Annotated in this window: 23 protein-coding genes; 17 read left to right on the top strand and 6 right to left on the bottom strand. The window is 43.3% G+C overall.

The window, feature by feature from the left end:
- Window positions 1-162 precede the first annotated feature (162 nt).
- A complete protein-coding gene (gene yihA, locus GTH32_RS06720; RefSeq protein WP_163084471.1) occupies window positions 163-783 on the bottom strand; it encodes a ribosome biogenesis GTP-binding protein YihA/YsxC in 621 nt (206 codons plus the stop codon).
- Between the two features lie 183 nt (window positions 784-966).
- Here yihA and GTH32_RS06715 point away from each other — a divergent pair, with 183 nt between their 5' ends.
- The 4 genes from GTH32_RS06715 to GTH32_RS06700 all read left to right on the top strand — a co-directional run bounded on the left by GTH32_RS06715 (window position 967) and on the right by GTH32_RS06700 (window position 3,667).
- The gene (locus tag GTH32_RS06715) at window positions 967-1,590 is read left to right on the top strand and encodes a c-type cytochrome (RefSeq protein ID WP_163084470.1); all 624 of its coding nucleotides are present in this window, start codon (window positions 967-969) and stop codon (window positions 1,588-1,590) included.
- Between the two features lie 387 nt (window positions 1,591-1,977).
- Window positions 1,978-2,613: a class I SAM-dependent methyltransferase gene (locus GTH32_RS06710; protein ID WP_163084469.1), complete on the top strand. Its 636-nt coding sequence runs from the start codon at window positions 1,978-1,980 to the stop codon at window positions 2,611-2,613.
- A gap of 54 nt (window positions 2,614-2,667) precedes the next feature.
- Window positions 2,668-3,186, top strand: a complete 519-nt coding sequence (gene yihI, locus GTH32_RS06705) for a Der GTPase-activating protein YihI (RefSeq protein WP_163084468.1) — start codon at window positions 2,668-2,670, stop codon at window positions 3,184-3,186.
- A 19-nt stretch (window positions 3,187-3,205) separates the two neighbouring features.
- Window positions 3,206-3,667, top strand: coding sequence for a DUF2489 domain-containing protein (locus GTH32_RS06700; protein WP_163084467.1), 462 nt, complete (start codon window positions 3,206-3,208; stop codon window positions 3,665-3,667).
- 129 nt (window positions 3,668-3,796) lie between these two features.
- On the opposite strand, the gene GTH32_RS06695 is transcribed toward GTH32_RS06700, so the two are convergent.
- The gene (locus GTH32_RS06695; protein ID WP_163084466.1) at window positions 3,797-4,384 is read right to left on the bottom strand and encodes a DNA-3-methyladenine glycosylase I; all 588 of its coding nucleotides are present in this window, start codon (window positions 4,382-4,384) and stop codon (window positions 3,797-3,799) included.
- Between the two features lie 146 nt (window positions 4,385-4,530).
- Here GTH32_RS06695 and glyQ point away from each other — a divergent pair, with 146 nt between their 5' ends.
- The 3 genes from glyQ (at window position 4,531) to GTH32_RS06680 (ending at window position 8,047) form a co-directional block, all read left to right on the top strand.
- Window positions 4,531-5,436 (top strand): glycine--tRNA ligase subunit alpha, encoded by a 906-nt coding sequence (gene glyQ / locus GTH32_RS06690; RefSeq protein WP_163084465.1) that lies wholly within the window; start codon window positions 4,531-4,533, stop codon window positions 5,434-5,436.
- A gap of 2 nt (window positions 5,437-5,438) precedes the next feature.
- Window positions 5,439-7,514: a glycine--tRNA ligase subunit beta gene (gene glyS / locus GTH32_RS06685; protein WP_163084464.1), complete on the top strand. Its 2,076-nt coding sequence runs from the start codon at window positions 5,439-5,441 to the stop codon at window positions 7,512-7,514.
- A gap of 89 nt (window positions 7,515-7,603) precedes the next feature.
- Window positions 7,604-8,047 (top strand): hypothetical protein, encoded by a 444-nt coding sequence (locus tag GTH32_RS06680; protein ID WP_163084463.1) that lies wholly within the window; start codon window positions 7,604-7,606, stop codon window positions 8,045-8,047.
- A 114-nt stretch (window positions 8,048-8,161) separates the two neighbouring features.
- Here the strand turns inward: GTH32_RS06680 and gyrB are convergent, their stop codons facing one another.
- The 4 genes from gyrB to dnaA form a co-directional block, all read right to left on the bottom strand.
- On the bottom strand, window positions 8,162-10,582 hold the full coding sequence (gene gyrB / locus GTH32_RS06675) for a DNA topoisomerase (ATP-hydrolyzing) subunit B (protein ID WP_163084462.1): 2,421 nt from the start codon (window positions 10,580-10,582) through the stop codon (window positions 8,162-8,164).
- A gap of 8 nt (window positions 10,583-10,590) precedes the next feature.
- The gene (gene recF, locus GTH32_RS06670; RefSeq protein WP_163084461.1) at window positions 10,591-11,679 is read right to left on the bottom strand and encodes a DNA replication/repair protein RecF; all 1,089 of its coding nucleotides are present in this window, start codon (window positions 11,677-11,679) and stop codon (window positions 10,591-10,593) included.
- Between the two features lie 82 nt (window positions 11,680-11,761).
- Window positions 11,762-12,862: a DNA polymerase III subunit beta gene (gene dnaN / locus GTH32_RS06665; RefSeq protein ID WP_163084460.1), complete on the bottom strand. Its 1,101-nt coding sequence runs from the start codon at window positions 12,860-12,862 to the stop codon at window positions 11,762-11,764.
- 34 nt (window positions 12,863-12,896) lie between these two features.
- The gene (gene dnaA / locus GTH32_RS06660) at window positions 12,897-14,450 is read right to left on the bottom strand and encodes a chromosomal replication initiator protein DnaA (RefSeq protein ID WP_163084459.1); all 1,554 of its coding nucleotides are present in this window, start codon (window positions 14,448-14,450) and stop codon (window positions 12,897-12,899) included.
- Between the two features lie 605 nt (window positions 14,451-15,055).
- Here dnaA and rpmH point away from each other — a divergent pair.
- The 10 genes from rpmH (at window position 15,056) to mnmG (ending at window position 23,925) form a co-directional block, all read left to right on the top strand.
- Window positions 15,056-15,190: a 50S ribosomal protein L34 gene (gene rpmH, locus GTH32_RS06655; protein ID WP_014290886.1), complete on the top strand. Its 135-nt coding sequence runs from the start codon at window positions 15,056-15,058 to the stop codon at window positions 15,188-15,190.
- Between the two features lie 17 nt (window positions 15,191-15,207).
- Complete coding sequence (gene rnpA / locus GTH32_RS06650; RefSeq protein WP_163084500.1) at window positions 15,208-15,567, top strand: ribonuclease P protein component; 360 nt, start codon at window positions 15,208-15,210, stop codon at window positions 15,565-15,567.
- A complete protein-coding gene (gene yidD, locus GTH32_RS06645) occupies window positions 15,552-15,800 on the top strand; it encodes a membrane protein insertion efficiency factor YidD (RefSeq protein WP_163084501.1) in 249 nt (82 codons plus the stop codon). Before rnpA ends, yidD begins: the two co-directional genes overlap by 16 nt.
- Window positions 15,801-15,810: 10 nt before the next feature.
- A complete protein-coding gene (gene yidC, locus GTH32_RS06640; RefSeq protein ID WP_163084458.1) occupies window positions 15,811-17,469 on the top strand; it encodes a membrane protein insertase YidC in 1,659 nt (552 codons plus the stop codon).
- Window positions 17,470-17,535: 66 nt separating this feature from the next.
- Window positions 17,536-18,018: a YajQ family cyclic di-GMP-binding protein gene (locus GTH32_RS06635; protein WP_163084457.1), complete on the top strand. Its 483-nt coding sequence runs from the start codon at window positions 17,536-17,538 to the stop codon at window positions 18,016-18,018.
- 3 nt (window positions 18,019-18,021) lie between these two features.
- On the top strand, window positions 18,022-19,410 hold the full coding sequence (gene mnmE, locus GTH32_RS06630; RefSeq protein ID WP_163084456.1) for a tRNA uridine-5-carboxymethylaminomethyl(34) synthesis GTPase MnmE: 1,389 nt from the start codon (window positions 18,022-18,024) through the stop codon (window positions 19,408-19,410).
- Between the two features lie 3 nt (window positions 19,411-19,413).
- On the top strand, window positions 19,414-19,851 hold the full coding sequence (gene mioC / locus GTH32_RS06625; protein ID WP_163084455.1) for an FMN-binding protein MioC: 438 nt from the start codon (window positions 19,414-19,416) through the stop codon (window positions 19,849-19,851).
- The gene (locus GTH32_RS06620) at window positions 19,848-20,519 is read left to right on the top strand and encodes a DnaT-like ssDNA-binding domain-containing protein (protein ID WP_163084454.1); all 672 of its coding nucleotides are present in this window, start codon (window positions 19,848-19,850) and stop codon (window positions 20,517-20,519) included. The genes mioC and GTH32_RS06620 overlap by 4 nt, the downstream gene beginning before the upstream one ends.
- Window positions 20,520-20,523: 4 nt before the next feature.
- Window positions 20,524-21,345, top strand: a complete 822-nt coding sequence (locus tag GTH32_RS06615) for an ATP-binding protein (RefSeq protein ID WP_163084453.1) — start codon at window positions 20,524-20,526, stop codon at window positions 21,343-21,345.
- A gap of 678 nt (window positions 21,346-22,023) precedes the next feature.
- A complete protein-coding gene (gene mnmG / locus GTH32_RS06610) occupies window positions 22,024-23,925 on the top strand; it encodes a tRNA uridine-5-carboxymethylaminomethyl(34) synthesis enzyme MnmG (protein WP_163084452.1) in 1,902 nt (633 codons plus the stop codon).
- Window positions 23,926-23,934 lie beyond the last annotated feature (9 nt).

Below are 23,934 nucleotides of genomic sequence, written 5' to 3'. Positions count from 1 at the left end.
GCGCGAACACCTAAAGTAATAACCCCTATAAAACATAGAGTTAAGATTTATTTTCAGATATTTTTACTTTTTATTGAACTCCCGCCCCATTGCGCGCTCTATATATACGGTTTTAATGTGTTTTCTCTCTTTTAAGCCCCGCCTTTTTTGCGGGGTTTTCTTTTATTCAGCGCTTGGTTCTTGTGGTTTCTCCAGCTGTAACCATCCGTTTAATACCCCTTCCAATTCGGGCAGTCCATGTCGGTTAAGCGAAGAAAAGGTATGTACGGTAACATCGCCCATAAAAGCCAGTGCAGCTTCTCGCGCCATAAGTAGCTGAGCCTTACGTTTTCCCGACTTTAGCTTATCGGCTTTGGTCAGTAACGCTAATACCGGAATATTAGAGTCGACGGCCCAGTGAATAAGATCTTGGTCAAGATCTTTAAATGGATGGCGAATATCCATTAACACAACAATCCCCTTCAAAGATTGGCGTTTTTGTAAATACTCCCCTAATGACTGCTGCCATTTCTTTTTCATGGCAATAGGCACTTGTGCAAAGCCATACCCCGGTAAATCCACTAAACGACGGTCTTCTTCTAATTCAAAAATATTAATTAGCTGCGTTCGACCTGGTGTCTTACTGGTTCTTGCCAAGTTTTTCTGACGTGTTAGGGTATTTAGCGCACTTGACTTTCCCGCGTTTGAACGCCCGGCAAATGCGACTTCTATCCCAGTATCATCTTTTAAATGACGAATATCTGGGGCGCTCATTGAGAACTTTGCTTTGGTGTAATACGACATCTAGACTTACCTCCACATGCGTCATTACCTAAGATTTAAAGTCTTTTAATGATCTAAACCTGCTAAAAACCATAGTTTTATCATGGAATAGGTTTTTCTGACGCGTTAAATGTGTAAAATACGCATGATATCACGTATGTCACAATGTCACGCGAGCCGTTAGATCCATTTAAGAGATTTATTATGAAAAAACTTTGTTTGTTGGTGTGTATGTCTTTAGGTTTGTCTACTTCTGTTATGGCAGAAGGTGATGCTGAAGCAGGTAAAGCTAAGTCTGCCGTATGTGCAGCCTGTCATGGGCCTGATGGCAACAGCATGATTGATATGAACCCTAAAATTGCAGGTCAACACGAAAAGTACCTAGTTAAACAGTTGATGGAATTTAAACTGGCATCACAAACAGGCGGCGAAGAAGGCCGTAATAATGCTGTGATGAACGGTATGGCAGCGCCTCTTTCTGAGCAAGACATGAAAGACTTGGCCGCATATTTTTCTAGCCAAACGCAAAAAGCAGGCGAAACACCTGAGCAATATGTTGAGGCTGGACGCGCACTTTATCAAGGCGGTGACGAGTCTCGAGGCATTACAGCTTGTATCGCGTGCCATGGCCCAAGTGGTAAAGGCATGGGCTTAGCTGGCTTCCCTACTATTAGCGGTCAGCATGCAACATACACAGCTGCGCAGCTAAAAGCATTTCGCGCAGGACAACGTCATAACGATATGAATGGTATGATGCGCGATATTGCGATGAAATTAACCGATGAAGATATCGAAATTTTATCTAACTATATCGCAGGCTTACATTAAAATCCGTTAAAAAAGCACTCTTTTGTTAAATTTTTGTTACGACTTTAGTTGTATTTTAATTATTTTCGTGTACTCTTGTTGCACATTCTGAAAGCGACAATGAAAGTTTTCAGATAAAACAACAAGAATAAGAACGATAATAAGAATAATAAAATACACTATTCCAAGGATGATTTGGATAAAGCGCCAAGAAGGCCAAGAACAAAAAGACACTCTGTTAATAACAATAAAAAGAAGAGTAGCAAAGCTAGGGAAGCTAACTGCACATTGAGGTGTAAATAACGGGAGAGGTGTCGTTTAGACACTCATACAAAGTAAGGTGATGGCGAAAGTCATCACCTTTTTTCTTTTTATAGACCTTTGCGCCACACATATCGACACTAGCTAATGAATTGCCCTCTTTGCGATTATTCTAACTCCCCTAGCCTTTATCATCAGGATAATAGACGCCGCTATCATCAGTGCTTGCGTTGCCAACTCGTTTTCGTTGACCCTCTCTACCTTCCCGCTTCAAACGTAGAGAAGGCTGAATATGAACTACACCAAAACAGTAGCCACGATGAAGGTTATATAAGGTTTCTTGATAAACTTCTTAGCCCTCTGTCTCTATACTTTGAACCTAATATGGACGTATTAGACTTTGGCTGTGGACCTGGCCCAGTGCTGGGTGAATTAATGGCTAAAAAAGGAATGAACGTAAAGCTATACGACCCTTTTTTCGCCCACTATCCAGAAAATTTAGACCAAGGGTACGATATTATAACCTGTACTGAAGCAATTGAGCATTTTCACACCCCTAGCATTGAATGGCAGTGTTGGCTTAATATACTTAAACCTAAGGGTATACTGGGTATTATGACCAAGCGTGTTATCGACAAGCAACGTTTTGCTTCATGGCATTATAAGAACGACCCCACCCACGTAAGCTTTTTCAGTGAAGCAACCTTTCGGTATCTAGCACTGCGCGATGGTTTTAGTGTTGAATTTCCCACCAATGATGTGGTTTTGATGAAGAAGCTTTAGTCAATCCGCGCTATAATATGGTTTTTCTATTAACCAAATTTGATACTGTAATTTATGGGACGATCAAAAAAGACGCGTAAAGTTGGACTTATTGGAGTTCGTAAAGATCCTGACTTTAAGCCAAGCAAACATCGCAGTAGCGAAGCTCCACGCCCTAAAAAGCGCAAGGGTAAGCCAGCAGGCTCGCGCCACAATGTAGAGTCACAATCTTCTAGCGGCAGCCACCGTCAGGAAAATAAAGATCCACGTCATGGTAGTAAGAAACCCATCTCATTAGAGAAGCAGGCACCGAAGGCTGTACCTACGCCTACGCCAGCGCTAAAGAGAAAATATGCTACACCAGAGCAAGAGTTAGCCGCATTAGAAGCTGATACACGTTTAGCGGTGTTATTAGATAAGTTAGACGACGATAAAACCATTACAAAAGCTGAACAAGCTTATGTGAATGAAAAAATGGCACGTCATCGTGTGTTATGCGATTTGCTCGGTATTGTTGAAGACGATGATGACGATGACGAAAACGATCCTTTTGACGATTTAGACGCTATCGATATCAATGATTTTAAAAAGTAGTATAGGTATTCGTTAATCTATGGCTTGGGCATTAATAATAGCAGCGTTATGTATTATCTTGGCGCTAGGCTTTTATGCGGGGCGTTTATTGTTTTTATTAAAACAGCAAAATAAACGTCAGCAAAAAGCGAAAGATGAACGCATTGAAACCATTACCGAAAGCGTTTTTACAATTGCTAAAGCGATGGAGCAGCAGCAATGTGACCTTTCTGAAGGCGTAATTAGAATAGTTAATTTACTCGATGCCCTACCGCTAGAGGCACCGCCGAACTATAAAAGTAAATTTCCGCACATTCATGCATTATTTATAGAAGTCAGTGGCTTCGCAATTCTTGAAAAACGTCAACAGCTAACGAAAGCTGAGCGTAGAAAACAAGATATTGCGCGGGAGCAAATAGAAGCCGAGCATGAAAGCCGCGTGCTTAGCGAGCTTGAAGGCTTGAAGATGTACTGTAGTGAACTATCGCCTAGTTTAGGTTAATACGCGTTGCGTGTATTAGGTGTGTAATGATAGTTAACGCCCCTTAATGGGTGTTAGTAACAAGAGAAAGGGAGGCCATTAAAATAGCCTCCCTTTTTAATGCGAGGTTTTTAATGCGCCTATATAGTGCTAACGCTTTGCAAGCTGGCATACCTCTTCATAACAATGACAGCCTGTTTCATGATCGTTTACCATCCCCACCGCTTGCATAAATGCATAGCATATTGTTTCTCCCACAAACGAAAACCCCGCTTTTTTAAGTGCCTTTGCCATGGCTACAGATTGCGGCGAAAAGGTGGGCACTTTCGAAAAATCCGTCCATTGATTTACAATAGTTTTGCCATCGGTAAATTGCCATATAAAGTCGGAAAAAGGTTGTTCCTTTTCAATTTCCAAAAAGCCTCTCGCATTTTTTATAATAGACTTTATTTTCAGCTTGTTTCTTATAATGCCAGTATTATTTAAACACCGATTAATTTCCTCGTCCGACATATTTACTATTTTATGAGGGTCGAACTGATGAAACGCCGCTTCGTAATGCGGCTGTTTTTTCAATATGGTTATCCACGACAGTCCAGCTTGTTGACCGTCTAAACACAGTTTTTTGAAAAGAAGTCGGCTATCAAGTTCAGGACGTCCCCACTCTTTATCGTGGTAATCTTGATAGATTCTATCGTTTGAAACCCATCCGCAGCGCGGTGTTGAGTTGGCCGTCATTACGCCCCCTATACTATTTTGTGGTGAAATACGCTCTGGCGTAGTTTCATCGGCGATTTTTAACGCTTTACACCTACATACTCAGCGTCACTAATTGTATACTATCCCACCTTTATAGAGTCAGTTAACCAATAAGCAGCGGATGTATGCAGAAATACGATATTAAAACCTTTCAAGGGTTGATCCTAGCGCTTCAGGATTATTGGGCGCGTCAGGGCTGCGTCATTATTCAGCCCCTCGATATGGAAGTGGGTGCAGGTACTTTCCACCCAATGACGTTCCTTCGTTCATTAGGCCCAGAGCCAATGAGTAGCGCTTACGTGCAACCATGTCGACGCCCAACCGATGGCCGTTACGGAGAAAATCCAAACCGTCTTCAACATTACTATCAATTTCAAGTAATGCTAAAGCCCTCTCCTGACAATATTCAAGAGTTGTATTTAGGCTCATTAAAAGAGCTAGGTTTTGACCCGTTAGTGCATGACATTCGCTTTGTAGAAGATAACTGGGAATCTCCTACCCTCGGTGCGTGGGGGTTAGGCTGGGAAGTATGGCTAAACGGTATGGAAGTAACTCAGTTTACGTACTTCCAACAAGTAGGCGGTATAGAGTGTAAGCCAGTAACAGGCGAAATCACCTATGGTTTAGAGCGTTTAGCTATGTACGTTCAGGGGGTGGATAGTATCTACGACTTAGTCTGGACAGATGGGCCATTAGGTAAAGTAACCTACCGCGATGTATTTCATCAAAACGAAGTTGAACAATCCACGTTTAACTTTGAGCACGCTGACGTGCCAGCCCTATTTAGAACGTTTGATGAATGTGAAGCTGCCAGCGAAAAACTTATCGAGGCTAGCTTACCGCTTCCTGCCTATGAGCAAGTCATGAAAGCCTCTCATGCTTTTAATATGTTAGACGCAAGGCATGCAATTTCAGTTACTGAACGTCAACGTTATATTCTTCGTGTAAGAACCTTAGCTAAAGCGTGTGCAGAAAGTTACTACCAAAAACGAGAAGCCTTAGGCTTTCCGCTGTGTAATAAGGAGTCTTAAGGGTGCGTACTGAAAACTTATTAATTGAATTAGGTACAGAAGAATTACCGCCGAAATCGCTCAAATCGTTAGGTCAAGCCTTTGCGACTCAGTTTGAATCAGCGTTATTGGGTGCAGACCTACAATTTGATACGGTTAGTTGGTTTGCCGCGCCCCGTCGCTTAGCTGTCTATGTATCACAATTAGCCGAAGGTCAAGCTGATAAAATTGTCGAGAAGCGTGGCCCCGCAGTATCTGCCGCCTTTGATAGCGAAGGTGCGCCCACTAAGGCCGCCATGGGCTGGGCGCGCGGTAATGGCATAGCCGTTGAAGATGCCGAGCGTTTAGTTACCGATAAAGGTGAGTGGTTACTGCATAAAGCACATGTTCCAGGGCAAAGCGTAACTGCGCTATTAGAGTCTTTATTAAACCAGGCCATTAGTAAACTTCCCATTCCTAAGCCTATGCGCTGGGGAAGTTATACTACCCAGTTTATACGTCCAGTACATACGCTAACGGTACTGTATGGTAGTGAAGTTGTTAATCTTACCGCGCTAGGTATGACAAGCGGTCGTACCCTACAGGGCCACCGTTTTCATGGTGAAGCACGCTTTGAGCTTGATCATGCTGACAACTATGCCACTGCGCTTGAAGCACAATATGTGGTTGCCGATTTCCAAGCGCGTAAAGATAATGTACGCCAGCAGTTAGAAGATGCTGCGTCTAACTTGTCCCTTACCCCTGACTATAATGAAGATCTTCTAGAAGAGATTGCCTCGTTAGTAGAATGGCCTGTAGTGATGCAAGCAAGCTTCGAAAAAGGTTTTCTTGACGTGCCTAAAGAAGCACTTATTTATACGATGAAAGACGATCAGAAGTATGTGCCATTACTTGATAGTAATGGCTACCTTTCTAATCAGTTTCTTTTTGTAAGCAACATAGAAAGCCAAGACCCTTCGCAGGTTATTTCGGGTAATGAAAAGGTTATTCGCCCCCGTCTCGCAGATGCCGAGTTTTTCTTTAATAGTGACAAGAAAACAACACTGGCAAGTCGTTTAGATAGTTTAGATAGCGTATTGTTTCAAAAGCAATTGGGCACTTTGAAAGAAAAGTCTACGCGAATTTCTAGCTTATCTGGGTTTATCGCGAAACAAATAGGCGCAGATGAAACATTGGCTGAGCGTGCTGGCCTGTTAGCTAAAACCGATCTTATGACCCATATGGTGATGGAATTTCCTGATGTACAAGGCGTTATGGGTAAATACTATGCCCTAAACGACGGTGAAGATACATCCGTTGCAGATGCATTGTACGAACAATATTTACCTCGTTTTGCTGGCGATACATTACCACAACCCGGCGTGAGCGCTGCGGTGGCGCTAGCTGATAAACTAGATACCTTGGTTGGTATATTCGGTATAGGTCAATTACCTAAGGGAGATAAAGACCCGTTTGCGCTTCGCCGTGCTGCCATCGGTGTGTTACGCATTATCTCTGAGCTAAGCCTTCCACTAGATTTACAAACCTTGGTGAGTAAGGCAGGTGAAGTGTATGGAGATAAATTATCTAATAAAGAGTACAAGCAACAAGTTGTAGACTTTGTACTTGGGCGGTTTGTGGCGCTCCTTCAAGACCAGGGTGTGGCTATTGATGTTATTCAAGCTGTTTCGGCCCGTCGCCCCACTGAGCCAGCTGACTATTTAGCACGTATTAAAGCGGTAGCATCGTTTAAGCAGCTAGATGAAGCTGAAGCATTAGCCGCTGCGAACAAGCGTGTTGCAAATATTCTCGCGAAACAAGGTGACTTAGTGTCAGGTCAATCGGTAAACGAGAGTTTGCTTACCGAGCCCGCAGAGCAAGCACTATTTAGCGCGCTTAAACCCGCCGAGTCAGTTGTTGAGAATGCAGTTAAAACACAAGACTATTCGCAGATATTGACCACGCTAGCTACCTTAAGAAATGACATAGACAACTTCTTTGACAATGTTATGGTAATGTCAGACGATGAGGCAACGAAGATAAACCGGCTTGCCCTATTATCGTTGCTAAGGCAGCTTTTCCTTACCACTGCCGATGTGTCGTTATTAACAAAGGCGTAAGTCAGGTTAATTAACACACTCAATGTAGTGACGTAAAAAGGTAAGAAAAAGCCCAACTTAGGTTGGGCTTTTTTGTTGAAGGAGGATGTATGAAAAAGCTTTTATATGTATTAGTGGCCAGCACTTTATTGAGTGCCTGCTCGAGTCGCGGGGGCATTACTATTCCCCAACTCCCTGAGCCTAAACCCAATATCGCTGTTCAAGATTTGTATTTAAGAGGGGTGTTTAATTGGTGGGAAGCAACACCCGCCTACCGATTTAAACAGGACGGAGAAAGCTGGCATGTAAATGTGGAATTGATTGCTGATGGCCAACCTTATGACTTCAAGCTATCAGATAGCCAATGGACGCCGTCACAAAGCTGTGGCGGTAAATATAAAGGCCAGCCCGTAATGGTTAATACTGAGGTATTTCTTACCTGTGAGCAGGGTTCTGAGACGCTACAATTCACCCCTTCAAATACAGGAACCTATCGTTTTTCTATTACCAGTATTGGTAGTGATGAAGTGGCGATCAAAGTAACGCGCACCTAACCTTCTAACTCCAGTAGCCTAAAGAAAAGGTGTACTGGTGAGGTTAGTAGATGTAGATATAAAAAAACCGACATAATATGTCGGTTTTTTATTATCTGGCATTTTTAATCACGATTAAACGTCGAGGTTTTCAACATTCAATGCGTTGGCTTCGATAAACTCACGACGAGGCTCTACCTGGTCGCCCATCAGTGTTGTAAACAACTGATCACAGCCAATGGCATCCTCAATAGTTACCTGTAACATACGGCGACTATCTGGGTCCATTGTGGTTTCCCAAAGTTGATCAGGGTTCATTTCCCCTAGCCCTTTATAGCGCTGAATATATTGACCACGCTTAGCTTCGCTCATCAACCAATCTAGCGCTTCTTTAAAGGCTTCAACAGGTAGTTTACGCTCACCACGTTGAATATATGCGCCATCACCCATCATGTCGTTAATTTCTATGTTCAATGCTTTCAGGCGCTGATACTCAGAAGATTCTATAAAGTCATGGCCGATATTGTATTCATAGTCGATACCATGCATACGCATAATGATAGTGATGAAGAACTCGCTACGCTCTGCATCGCGACGAATTTCATAACGATATGTGGCACCGTCTTTTTCTCGTTCTGTAAGCTGCTCAACAAAATGCTTTGCAACATGAGAAAGCGCGTCTTCGTCTTTCAGATCGGCCAAATTAAGCGTCGGTGTATAAAGCATACGATAAAGAATTGCGGTAGGCATTACTCGTTTCATGCGAGCAATCATTTTTTCAACGCTTTGGTATTGCTTCACAAGATTTTCCAAACCAACACCGCTTATTCCCGGAGCGTCAGCACTAGTATGTAGTGAAGCACCATCAATTGCGATAGAAGTAAGGTAGTTAACAAGGGCATCATCATCTTTTAAATACTGCTCTTGCTTACCTTTTTTAACTTTATACAGCGGTGGTTGCGCAATATATACGTAGCCACGCTCTATAATCTCCGGCATTTGACGGTAAAAGAAGGTTAATAGCAACGTACGAATATGAGAACCATCTACGTCCGCATCTGTCATGATAATAATGCTGTGGTAACGCAGTTTATCAGGGTTATATTCATCGCGTCCGATACCACAGCCTAACGCTGTAATTAGAGTGGCTACTTCTTGAGAAGAAAGCATTTTATCAAAACGTGCTTTTTCCACGTTCAAGATTTTCCCTTTAAGGGGCAAAATAGCTTGGTTTTTACGATTACGACCTTGCTTAGCAGAACCGCCAGCAGAGTCACCCTCCACTATGTATAGTTCACTTAACGCAGGATCTTTTTCCTGACAATCAGCTAGCTTACCTGGTAAGCCTGCCAAATCTAGGGCGCCTTTACGGCGAGTCATATCTCTTGCTTTACGTGCAGCTTCCCTTGCTCGGGCAGCATCAATAATTTTACCGGCGATAATTTTACTTTCAGCAGGGTTCTCTAACAGGAATTCTGCAAGCTTTTCATTCATAGCAGATTCAACAGCCGGACGAACCTCTGATGAAACTAATTTTTCTTTGGTCTGTGAAGAAAATTTAGGATCGGGCACTTTCACTGAAATAACCGCGGTTAAACCTTCACGGGCATCATCACCACTAGCGTTAGTTTTGGCCTTTTTGTTTAGGCCTTCTTTTTCCATATAGTTATTCAGCGTACGGGTTAACGCGCCACGAAATCCAGCTAAGTGAGTTCCGCCGTCACGCTGAGGAATATTATTGGTAAAACAGAAGATATTCTCCTGAAATCCATCATTCCACTGCATAGACACTTCTACTGAAATTCCGTCTTCTCGCTCACTAGTAAAGTGAAAGACCTTTTGGTGGATAGGCGTTTTCTTATCATTAAGATACTCAACAAAGGCTTTAATTCCGCCTTCATACATGAAGTGATCTTCTTTACCATCACGCTCGTCTTTTAGGCGAATAGATACACCCGAGTTCAAAAACGATAATTCACGTAGGCGCTTGGCCAGAATATCATAGTGATAAAGTGTGTTGGTAAAGGTATCTTCACTGGGCCAAAAACGAATCGTGGTACCAGTTTTATCTGTCTCACCTACCACAGCTAACGGCGCCTGCGGCACGCCATGTTGGTACTCTTGCTCGTGAGCTTTACCATTGCGGCGAATCATAAGCTTTAGTTTACTCGACAAGGCGTTTACTACAGAAACACCGACGCCATGTAGACCCCCAGATACCTTGTAGGAGTTATCATCAAACTTACCGCCAGCATGCAGTACAGTCATAATAACTTCGGCCCCAGATACTCCCTCTTCCTCGTGTATCTCTGTTGGTATACCCCGGCCATCATCAGAGACAGAAACCGAGCCATCAGAATGTATTTGCACAACGATATCTGTGCAGTGCCCAGCTAACGCTTCATCGATAGAGTTATCGACAACCTCAAACACCATATGGTGTAGCCCCGTACCATCATCTGTATCACCGATATACATACCGGGACGCTTTCGTACGGCATCTAATCCTTTAAGTACTTTAATACTGGACGAGTCGTAGTTGTTCTGTTCTGACATACTAGCTTTTACTCCTCTTTCACGCTTCCATGTTCCACGTGAAACATTTTCTTTTCGTTATATTTTTGTATAAATTCGAGTTGTGAAGATTCAATTGCAGTAACGAAAACCTGCGTATCCATACATAACAACCCGTCAATAAATCGTTCTCGCTTATCGGCGTCTAATTCTGCCCCAACGTCATCGAGTAAAAATATACTCTTACGCTGAGTAAGCAACGTAAATAGCTCTGTTTGTGCCATTTGCAGCGCCGCAACCGCCATTCTAAGCTGACCTCTGGAAAGAAGCTCTTGGGCATTAACCCCATTAACTCTTAGCCTTATGTCGGCCTTATGAGGCCCTGATGTTGTATGCCCCATTTTAACATCATACTCACTTTTTTTAACTAAGCTTTCTGCTAAAGAGGCATCTTTTTCCCAACCTTTGTAATAATTCAGCGAAAACTCAAATTCTGGTAGAAACTCTTTCGCGTATCGTACAAATATAGGTGTAAGTTGCTCAATGTAGGTTTGGCGTTTATTGGTCAGATCTTCAGCGTGTGCTATAAAGCTTTGCTCCCAATAGAGATGCTCAGCCTTGCGTAAATCGGCCTGCTGTTTCAGCAAAGCGTTTCGGTGCTTTAAAAATTTCGTATAGAGGATTGCTAGCTTTTGGAACTCATGTTCCACGTGGAACAATCCCCAATCACAAAACTTTCTTCGTTCTGACGGCGAACCAATAATTAAATCTGTGCTTTGCGGTGTGAACAATTGTGTGGGCACTAAACTCACGAGTTCCGCTAATTTTTTACTATGTTTGCCATTTATACTACAAACAAAGCCATCACCCCTATCCCGTTGAAAGCCTAACTTTACGTTTTCATTTGCATCATTCGTACAAGAAGCAAAAACACTGAACCCAGATTCTTGGTGTCGAATTACAGATGTATGTTTGGCGGTACGAAAAGACCGACCAAAACCAAGATAATACAAAGCCTCTATAATAGATGACTTACCACTACCGTTTACACCACGAATAACAGATAAAGAAGAAGACGGAACAATAGAAACAGATTCTATATTTCGAAAATTGGTAAGCTGGACACGGTCCAGTTTCATAAAGGAACTCTATCTAACAAAATGTATCCAGTGATGTCACTTAGTAACATCACTGAATATTTATAGAATGGAAACAAACGATCTACAAGCGCATGGGCATAATGACGTACAAAGCTGCATCGTCGGCATCATCTTCAATAAGCGCACTTGCATTAGAATCAGACAGGCTTATTTTAACTGTTTCTGATCCCAAAGCGTTTAATACATCAATCAAATACGCTACGTTGAAGCCAATTTCTAAATCGTCGCCCTGATATTGAACATCAACAATTTCTTCCGCTTCTTCCTGCTCAGGGTTATTGGCAGTAATCTTTAACTCACCGGAGGAAAGGTTAAGTCTTACGCCTCTAAATTTTTCATTAGACAATATAGCTGCACGAGAAAAAGCGTCTTTAAGCACTGCCTTGCTTGCCGTAATTTCTTTGTCACCGTTTTGTGGTAACACACGACGGTAATCGGGAAAGCGCCCATCTACCAATTTAGATGTAAAAATAAAATCGTTTGAAAATATGCGTAGATGGTTCGCACCTATTTGTACTTTCAGTGATTTATCATCTTCGCTAATTAGCCTAGAAATCTCTAGTACACCTTTGCGTGGGATAATAACCTGACGCGCGGGTAAGCTAGACTCATAGTTCAATCGGCATAAAGCAAGACGGTGGCCATCGGTGGCAACGGTTCTAATTACGTTCTCTTCGGTTTCTAGAGACATACCATTTAGGTAATAACGCACATCCTGCTGAGCCATAGAGAAGCTGGTAGCATCGATTAGACGCTTCATATCACTAAAGGTGAGTTCGAACTCTACCTCGCCTTCCCAATCTTCTAGGTTAGGATAGTCATTAGCTGATAACGTTGATAGCGTATAACGGCCGCGGCCGGCTCGGATAAGCGCTTTATTTCCATCCACACTAAAGTGAATGTCGGTGCCCTCAGATATACCACGAATAATATCGAATAGCTTTTTCGCAGGTACGGTAATTTCACCTTCGGTATAATCGCTTTCCAGCTTCACACTTGAGATTAACTCCACCTCTAAGTCTGTGCCGGTTAACCAAAGCGCGTCTTCGCTAACTTTAATCAGTATATTTGATAGTATCGGCAGTGTGTGGCGGCGTTCTACCGCTCCCGAAACTAATTGTAATGGTTGTAAAAACTGTTCGCGGCTTATCGAAAATTTCATCGCTGTGCTATCCCGCCTCTCTAGGTCATTTTTATTAGGAAGACAAAGTCCGAATGAGGTTCTTATAGTCTTCTTTTATATCATGACTTTCTTCTCTAAGCTGCTCTATTTTGCGACAAGCATGAAGAACGGTGGTGTGATCACGCCCGCCAAATGCATTACCTAATTCAGGTAAGCTATGGTTGGTTAGTTCTTTTGCTAAGGCCATGGCCACCTGGCGCGGTCGAGCTACACTTCTACTTCTTCGCTTAGATAAAATGTCAGCTACTTTTATCTTATAATAATCTGCCACAGTTTTCTGTATATTATCTACCGTAACAAGCTTTTCTTGTAGAGCGAGAAGATCACGTAACGCTTCTCTTACAAAGTCGATGGTAATAGGGCGGCCAGTAAAATTGGCATTCGCAATAACACGGTTAAGCGCCCCTTCTAACTCACGCACATTTGAGCGTAGCCGCTTGGCAATAAAAAAAGCAACTTCATTTGGCAGGTGTATTCTATTTTCCGCTGCTTTACGCATCAAAATTGCAACGCGAGTCTCAAGCTCAGGCGGCTCTATCGCAATAGTAAGGCCCCAACCAAAACGAGATTTTAGCCTATCCTCTACCCCATCAATCTCTTTAGGATAACGGTCAGAGGTAAGAATAATTTGTTGATTACCTTCTAGTAACGCATTGAAGGTATGGAAAAACTCTTCTTGAGAACGTTCTTTATTAGCAAAAAACTGGATGTCATCGATAAGCAAGGCATCAACAGAACGGTAAAAACGTTTAAAGTCTTCAATCGCATTATTCTGCAGTGCTTTTACCATATCTTGAACAAAACGTTCAGAATGCATGTAAACAATCTTCGCGTCAGCGTTATTCGCTACAATGCCATTACCTACCGCATGCAATAAGTGGGTTTTACCCAAACCGGTACCGCCATATATAAATAACGGGTTATAGGAACCACCGGGATTGTTTGCTACTTGAGTAGCAGCGGCGCGGGCTAACTGGTTAGATTTACCCTCTACAAAGTTGTCAAACTGATAGGTAGGGTTAATGTTGCTCTTGTGCTTCATCGCCTCAGGGATCGGGATCACCTTAGGTGGCGATGGGCGGGATCGCAAAGGTTCCACAGGCGCATTATTTTTGTGATCTTGCGGTTGTTGATAGTTAGCGTATTGATGCGATCCATTGGAAGTAGATGGCGCTTGCGATCCCCCTTGGCTAGAGTGAGATCCATTGTTTGTGCTATAAGATGATGATCCACCGTGGTTTTGACGGACAGGCTGAGCCGGTTCATGCCCCCGGTTTTCCGAAGGCGCACTATTGTTCGTATTAGCGGCTCTTGAACGGCTTAGCGATTCACGGCTCATAACGTCTAACCGAAGTTGAGGTGCATCGCTGCCTGCAAACTCTTTAAATAATGCAATAATGCTATCTAAATACTTATCGCGAACCCAGTCTAATACAAACCTATTAGGGGCATACAGTGCAATAGTCCCTTGTTCTTCTTGGCAAACCAAGGGCCTAATCCACATACTAAATTGTTGAGTCGGTAATTCTTGACGCAAACGTTCAAGACATTGATTCCATAATGACATGGCAGGTACTTAGCTCCGATAACTCACTTAAGAAACCCACAACACAAGATAATTAGGCACCGAGATGCGCGCCATAAAGAAAAAGGCGGATAAATTTGTTGGGTAGCAGCAAGAAAGTTGTTATTTGTTTTAATCGCTGTGGATTATCTTATTTTATCAACAAAAAGTAAATGGCGATCTTGTGCGATCTTTAGGATCAATTTCATAAATAACTGAATTATATACACTTACTTTTTATTCCAATTTCACCTTATTGTCATCAATTTCGGCCTAAACCTGTTATATAAACAGACCAGATCGCAAGATTGCTGCTGCTAATCTAGCGCGATCACAATATCAATTGTGGATAAATACAGTAGCTGCATCGCGTTATGCACAGTTTAACCCCAGTATTCAAATAAGCTTACCTTTGCACAGTTGAACTTTGTTCAGTTTTTCTACCGAAATAGTGCATTATTCATTGACAGCAGGCCCCGAGATCTCTAGAATTCAGCGTCCTTTTTCGATGGGCTTTTCTGGTGATGAACACCACATGACTCTGGCAACAGAGAAACGTGCATACCAAAAACGCCTATGTTTAACTAAATATAAGTGAGACTTTGGTCATGAAAAGAACATTTCAACCGAGCAATCTAAAGCGTAAGCGTTCTCACGGTTTTCGTGCACGTATGGCGACTAAAAATGGTCGTAAAGTACTAGCAGCTCGCCGTGCAAAAGGCCGTGCTCGTCTTTCAGCTTAAGTTTGAAAGACACTAAAGTGGGCGAGAATCATTTTTCGAGGGAGTTACGTCTGTTAACTCCCACCCACTTTACCTATGTGTTTGATAATGCAATACCAGCCGTATCCCCTTCTTTTACTATCCTAGCTAGAACCAATTCTCGAAATAATTCACGTTTAGGCATTACCCTTGCCAAAAAGCGCATTCGCAAAGCTCACGACCGAAACAGGTTGAAACGTTTAATTCGCGAAAGTTTTCGTCACAAGCAACATGATTTACCAAATGTGGATATCATAGTAATTGGCAAAACCGGCGCTGATAAACTTAGTAACCAAGAAGTGTATGCGAATTTGGATAAGCTATGGAAAAAGTTAACCAAGCGTTGCAACGCATCTTAATTGCGTTCCCTCTGGTACTGATAAAACTGTACCAATGGTTTATATCTCCTGTATTAGGACAACGCTGCCGATTCCACCCATCCTGTTCTTGGTATGCCATTGAGGCATTAAAAACACACGGATTGGCAAAAGGCGGTTGGTTATCCATCAAACGCATATTAAAATGCCATCCTTTGCATGCCGGTGGATATGATCCAGTACCGGAAAAACAACAAGATAAACACTCACAATAAAGAGACCTATATGGAATCGCAACGTAGTTTTCTGATAATTGGCTTAGCGCTTGTCAGCTTTTTGCTTTGGCAACAATGGCATGATGAATATGGGCCGCAGCCAACACAGCCCACTGAAGCGCAACAGACATCACAAGTGTCACAAGGTGTGCCATCGTTTGACGATAAGCAAACACAAGATGTCCCCACTGGCGATAGTGTGCCAAACGCTGTCCCTATGCAACAAAGTGCTAACGCCAACCGCATTATTGAAGTGAAAACAGATACGTTAGACCTTCGTATTGATTTACTTGGCGGTGACGTAATTACTGCAGACTTACTGAAGTTTCCGGTAGTACAAGGGTCGGATGAGCCCTACAGCTTATTGCGTTCTGGAAAAAACCTCTATGTTGCTCAAAGTGGATTAACGGGTCCTCAGGGGCCTGATGGCAGTGCCCAAGGCCGTCCTGTATACAGCGCGCAAAACAATCGCTATGAAATGGACGGTGATACCCTTATCGTTCCACTTACTTGGAAAAATGACCAAGGTTTGTCGGTAACGAAAACCTTTACCTTCGTTAAAGGCCGCTATGATGTGAACGTAAGTTACACCGTAGACAACCAAACTGGCGCCACTGCTAACGTGCAGCAGTACGCGCAGTTAAAGCAAATCATTGATGCCGAAGATGACGGCAATATGTTTATGCCTACATACCGGGGAGCAGCCTACTCTACAGAAGAAGATCGTTACACCAAATACTCTTTTGACGATATTGGCGACGATGATTTAAAAGAATCTACAAAGGCCGGATGGGTAGGCATGCTTGAGCATTACTTTGTATCTGCCTGGGTGCCCGACCAAACTGCAGAGAACACCCTTTATTCTCGCAATTTAGCCAACCAGTTTGCTGTCATAGGTGTGCTGCCTCCGGCTGATACCATTGCCCCTGGTGAAACCAAAACTATCTCGACTACCCTTTACATGGGTCCGAAAGATCAGGATGAACTCGCTAAGATTGCCCGTGGACTCGACCTTACCGTTGACTATGGTATTTTATGGTGGATTTCTCAGACGTTATTCTCTTTGCTTACTTTCTTGCATAGCTTAGTGAACAACTGGGGTGTGGCCATCATTTTGATTACTGTTGTAGTAAAAGGCGCCATGTATTGGCTCACCAAGAAGCAATACGAGTCAATGGCTCGCATGCGTAACCTAGCCCCTAAGATGCAGCAACTTAAAGACCGTTTTGGTGATGACAGACAAAAAATGTCGCAGGCCATGATGGAGCTTTACCGCAAAGAAAAAGTTAACCCTATGGGCGGTTGTCTACCGTTACTTCTACAAATGCCAATTTTCCTAGCGCTTTACTGGGTATTAATGGAAAGTGTAGAACTACGCCACGCAGACTTCGTTCTATGGATAACTGATTTGTCAGTGAAAGATCCCTACTTTGTACTCCCTATCTTGACCGGTTTGAGTATGTACCTGCTACAGAAACTGCAGCCCACCACCATTACCGACCCTATGCAGCAAAAGATAATGCAGTTTATGCCGGTCGCTATGAGTGTGTTCTTCTTGTGGTTCCCAGCCGGATTAGTACTTTACTGGTTAGTGAGTAACGTAATAACCTTGGTGCAGGCCAAAATGATATATGCTTCTATGGAGAAGCGGGGAATAAGTAGCAAATAAGCTACTAGCAATACTAATAAAACAGCCCGCCCTTGCGGGCTGTTTTGTCTAAAGAGGAAAAGTTAAATGCCTTCATTTGATATTGTGTCAGAAATTAATATGGAAGAAGTGAGAAACGCCACCGAAAACGCAAGTAGAGAACTGTCTACGCGGTTTGATTTTCGTGGTGTTGAAGCCAGCTTCGAGTACAAAGAAAAAACCGTTGTGATGAAAGCAGAAGCCGAATTTCAGCTTCAACAGATGGAAAGCATGTTTAGGAACGCGTGTGCAAAGCGAGGGGTAGATACCTCTGCAATAGACGTGAAACCCTACGATGCCCATGGTAAAACCTATCGCCAAACCATTGCCTTTAAAGAAGGCATAGAGCAACCTATGGCGAAGAAAATTGTAAAACTGATTAAAGACGCCAAGCTTAAAGTACAAACCGCTATTCAAGGTGAAGAGCTACGAATAACGGGCAAAAAGCGTGACGACCTACAGCAGGTTATTAGTTTGGTAAAATCATCAGATCTTGGGCAACCTTTTCAATACAAAAACTTTCGTGATTAATTAATGGAAAACCTCACCCTAACTACTGATACCATCACCGCACAAGCTACCGCTCCAGGCAGAGGTGGCGTAGGTATTGTGCGCGTCTCTGGGCCCCATGCTAAGGATATTGCGCAAGCAATTGTACCACAACCACTCACACCTCGAATGGCTACCTATACGCGGTTTGAAGACGCCAAGAAACATGTAATCGATCAAGGCATAGCGCTTTTTTTTGCTGGCCCAAATTCTTTCACTGGGGAAGATGTGCTCGAGCTACAAGGCCATGGCGGACAAGTTGTTATGGACATGCTGCTAGATGCCATACTTGCCACCGGGAAAGCGCGACTGGCTAAACCAGGGGAATTCAGTGAGCAGGCATTCTTAAATGATAAACTCGATTTGGCCCAAGCCGAAGCCATTGCCGATCTTATCGATGCAAGCTCCCAACAAGCAGCCCGTAGTGCATTGCGTTCTTTACAGGGTGAGTTTTCTCAACAAATTAACCAACTATCAAATCAGATTGTGCATTTACGTATGTACGTTGAGGCCGCTATCGACTTCCCTGAGGAAGAAATAGATTTTCTATCTGATGGTAAAGTATCTACCGATCTCGACGGGATATTAGCAAGCTTAGAGATAATTCGTACTCAGGCAAAGCAAGGCAGCTTACTACGTGAAGGTATGCAGGTGGTTATCGCAGGCAGGCCTAATGCCGGAAAATCGAGTTTGCTAAACGCACTCGCGGGAAGAGAAAGCGCTATAGTAACCGATATCGCTGGTACCACCCGAGATGTGCTAAAAGAGCATATTCATATTGACGGTATGCCTTTACATATTATCGATACTGCTGGTTTGCGAGAAAGCCCAGATAAAGTAGAGCAAATTGGTATCGAGCGCGCTTGGCAAGCCATTGGCGAGGCGGATCATGTTTTGTTTGTCATCGACTCAACCACCACGCAAAGTACCGACCCTTACGATATTTGGCCTGAATTTATGGCTAAACTCCCCCCAGGGATGCCGGTAACCGTGATTCGTAACAAAGCCGACCTAAGTACTCTAGATGTAGGGTTAGCCACTGTCACAACTGCTCATGGCGATATTTCGGTGATTAATCTGTCAGCGAAAGAAGGCGATGGAGTAGAAACCCTTAAAGCCCATCTGGCGAAAACCATGGGCTTCGATACCACCACCGAAGGCCAATTTATCGCCCGTCGTCGGCATATTGATGCGCTAGAACAAGCCTATCAGTATGTGGTAACAGGACATCAACAACTTCATGATGCCCTAGCAGGTGAACTACTTGCCGAGGAATTGAGGTTAGCCCATCAGGCGCTTTGCGAGATTACCGGTGAATTCACCTCGGACGATCTGCTTGGTAAGATATTTTCTTCATTCTGTATTGGTAAATAGGTAATGACAAACCATTTTGAAATTATAGTGGGCACTATGCTCGGGGCGTCTGAATATGTTGCAGATGCAATAGCTGCTGCATTAGCACAACGGGGCGTCTCAACCCGTATTCACGGTGAACCACAACTCGACGAAATAAATAAACAAGCCACGTGGGTAGTATGCACATCAACCCACGGCGCAGGTGAACTACCTGATAATATTCAAGCATTTGCAAAGTCTGTGCAACACGCAGACCTTACGGGGGTGAATTTTTACCTTATAGGGTTAGGCGATACCAGCTACGACACCTTCTGTTACGGTGCAAAAGAAATGGAAACATTGCTTAAAGCGCAAGGCGCTAACATGCTTTCCCCAGCCCTGCATATTGATGTATTAGAACACCCTATTCCAGAAGATGAAGCCGTAGCGTGGTTTGAAACCACACTGGATAACGCATGAGCCATATGCTTACGCATGCAGAACTAGCAGCATTAACTTCATCACTGTCTAATGATGCGCGCGTATTGTACATGTTAGGGCTAAGGCCCAATGCAAATAGTGCTACCACAACCTCTGCGCCAATCGACTATAAAGCATTATTGGTTCTCTTAAATGGCGATGACAAAGACACCCCATATCAAAGGGGTAGACAAATAAATAGCCTACTAAGACAGCTCGAACAAAACGGGTTGGTGGCCTTACCTGACGCCGTAGACTTAGCCCATTCCGTTAACGGTAAAATTTTACTGCTACCGCTTATTAGCGAAACGCAGAATAGTTTTAGCGCCTTGCACAAATCCCATTTTTCTATGTCTGCGTCTTGGCAACCCAATGCAAGTTTGTTTAAGGAGATGGCCCAGCTATTAGGTATTATCGACGCTGAATATGATAATAATGATATTGGTGAATTTATTGCCTACTGGTTAGGTAGACCTAGCACTGTATTTAGTGAATTCCAATGGACCCAAAAGTTTGCCTACAATATTAAGCGTAAGCGACTTGCATCTGGCTACGAGCCAGTACGAAAAGTGGGAAATCAGCACGTCAAAGTTGCAGCCGGCATAGAAGCGGATGATAATGCAAGAAAGCTGGTAGAAAAATACGCTACGTCATCAAAGAAGAGTTAAGCTTATGGATCGCATCACAGATAAAATTGCTAATTTAGCTAAAGCACTACACAAGCCGGTAGATCCTAACAACGAGTACATTGATTATAAAACCCTGCGCAAGCAATACGAAGCGCAAGCAAATCAAGAGATCTCGCAACTACAGCAACGCACCAAGAAAGCCCGCGTACAAGCCATACACGGACGCTCAGACCTAAACCCTAAGTGGACATTCTCCAACTTAGTAGAAGACAGTGACGATGTCATTGAAGCTGTGTCCATTGCTCAATCGTTTATCGCTGCCCACGATGATCCAGCGTGGCGTCAAAGCGGCTCTCACATGATGCTTTTCTATGGTGATTACGGCCGTGGAAAGTCGCATATAGCAGGCGCAATAGCCCATCAACTTATCGAACAATACGAGATATCTGTGCTTTACCGACAGCTTTCTACGTTACTAGAGATGCGGTATTTCTCTTATGACTTTAGTGCGAAAGACCACGTAGGGCAGAAGTTTAGAGAAGCCAGTCAGGAATTACTGGATGTGGATCTGCTAATTCTTGATGAAGTATGCGTTAATGAAACGGTGCTAAAAAAGAATACCCAAAGCTGGTTGGGCAATTTATTACGTCAGCGCCTTGTTAATAAAAAGAACTGTATCATCATTACAAACCACAGTTTAAGCGAACTTGAACATGCATTAGGACGATATTGCTTTGAATCCATAAAGGAATACGACACCTATAAAGTGCGCTTTCAAGGGCCAAGCAGGCGTGAAGGTTTGATCCAAGATGAAGCAGAAACCCAGAGTGTGCCACCTCGATATCAACCGAACCAAGTACGGTAAGTTAAGATCGTACTTGGTAAGATCAGCGTTTAATCAAAGAAAAAGGCCTATCAGTTAGGCCTTTTTTTGTTTCAAAAATTAAAAAAGTATAAAAAATTTAAAAATAGTTCCCTTTATTTCAGTGATCACTTCTTTGCGATCAGGTGATCATGCGTCAATCTGTGGAAAGATCTCCTCCACAGCAAGATCGCCCTATGGGCCATATAAATAGCCTTGTTAACGATCTTGCATAGTAAATAGCAAACATTTTATCCCCAGACCGATCACATCTTGATCACTCCTGTGGATAGGATCCCACAAACCACTGTGTATAAGCTCTGATCGTGAATGGCATAACTTTATCCACAAATTCGATTGTGGATAAATAGGGGGTTTATGCACAAGATTAAACACGGTTATGGATCTGTGTTTCCCAAGGTTGTTGATCGTGTAACATTATGATCTGAATATGCTTTAGTGGCTTACCCACAGATCTAGGCGATCCTAATAAAAGTAAAAATAAACAGATCTAAAAGAGATCTTAAGATCATTAAAAGCGATCGAGCCAAAAGCACAAAAAGCTTTGAAGAAAATTTAACCATTTTATTTCACCAATAAGTCAGCTAAAATACGCGCCCTTTTTCAGACCAATCTGAAGAAAAATTTAACTTTCGTTTTTCGTTAATTGTGAGGTTTTACATGTTTTATACCCAAGCATTTGATGTCATCGTTGTAGGCGGTGGGCATGCTGGCACCGAGGCAGCATTGGCTGCTGCGCGTATGGGGTCTAATACCTTGCTGTTGACCCACAATATCGAAACTATCGGACAGATGTCTTGTAATCCTGCGATCGGTGGGATCGGAAAGGGACATTTGGTTAAAGAAATCGATGCCCTTGGTGGTGCTATGGCATTAGCAGCCGACCAAGGTGGTATCCAGTTTAGAACCTTAAATTCAAGCAAAGGACCAGCGGTACGTGCTACTCGCGCACAAGCAGATCGCACCTTGTATCGACATGCTATTCGCAACATCGTTGAAAGCCAGCAGAACCTAACGTTGTTCCAACAAAGTGTTGATGATCTTATTGTTGAAAATGATCGAGTAACTGGCGTTGTTACCCAAATGGGGCTGAAATTTAAAGCTAAAGCTGTGGTACTCACGGTAGGCACGTTTCTTGGTGGAACCATCCATATAGGCCTTGAAAATTACCGTGGCGGTCGCGCTGGCGATCCGCCGTCGATAGCATTGGCAGACCGCCTACGCGCTCTACCCTTTCGCGTAGATCGTTTAAAAACGGGTACACCTGCACGTCTTGATGCACGTTCACTGGATTTTTCAGTAATGCAAGCTCAGCCGGGTGACAGCCCTACGCCGGTATTTTCGTTTATGGGTAACCGCGAAATGCATCCTCAGCAGATCCCTTGTTATATCACTCATACGAACGAGAAAACGCATGATATTATTCGCGGCGGGTTAGATCGTTCGCCTATGTTTACTGGGGTTATTGAAGGGATCGGGCCACGCTATTGTCCAAGTATCGAGGATAAAATTACCCGCTTTGCTGATAAATCATCGCATCAGATATTTGTTGAGCCAGAAGGCCTTAACAGCATTGAGGTGTACCCTAATGGTATTTCAACGAGCTTACCGTTTGATGTGCAAGTTGATCTTGTAAGATCAATCAAAGGCTTCGAAAATGCACACATTGTTCGTCCGGGCTACGCCATAGAGTATGATTTCTTTGATCCGCGAGATTTAAAACAGACGCTGGAAACGAAGTTTATTAATGGCTTGTTCTTTGCCGGTCAAATTAATGGTACTACCGGCTACGAAGAAGCGGGTGCGCAAGGGCTTGTGGCAGGTGCTAATGCTGCCCTCCAGGTTCAACAGAAAGATCCCCTACTGCTTCGCCGCGATCAGGCTTACATGGGGGTATTGATTGATGATCTGGCAACAATGGGCACCAAAGAACCCTATCGCATGTTTACCAGCCGCGCTGAATACCGTTTGTTGTTAAGAGAAGACAATGCCGATAGTCGTCTAACAGCCCTTGGCCGAGAGATTGGCTTGGTAGATGATGAACGTTGGAACGCGTTTAATCAAAAACAAGAAGCGGTTGAAACTGAACTGCAACGATTACGGGGTCAATGGATTCATCCTGATCACGTGGCCACCACACAGCTAAACGGTATGCTTAAAAACCCGGTTAGCCGCGAACATTCCCTTGAAGAACTGATCCGTCGACCGGAAATGACTTATCAACAGTTAATGCAGGTTGAAGCACTTGGCCCGGGTATTGAGGATCCTATTGCTGCTGAACAAGTAGAAATTCAGATAAAGTACGCGGGGTATATTGCGCGTCAGATGGATGAGATTGCAAAGACGCAACGTCATGAAAATACACTACTGCCAATGGACATGGATTTTGCTAAAATCTCTGGCCTATCAAATGAGGTGGTTGCCAAATTGACCGAAGCACGTCCTGAAACCATAGGAAAAGCATCGCGTATTTCAGGTGTCACCCCAGCGGCTATTTCGTTGCTTTTAGTCTATTTGAAAAAGCACGGCATGCTGAGAAAATCAGATAAAATTAGTGCCTAATTAGAGCCC

Source organism: Alteromonas profundi, assembly GCF_010500865.1.
Taxonomy (GTDB): Bacteria; Pseudomonadota; Gammaproteobacteria; order Enterobacterales; family Alteromonadaceae; genus Alteromonas; species Alteromonas profundi.
This window is presented reverse-complemented; position numbering and strand designations above follow the sequence as displayed.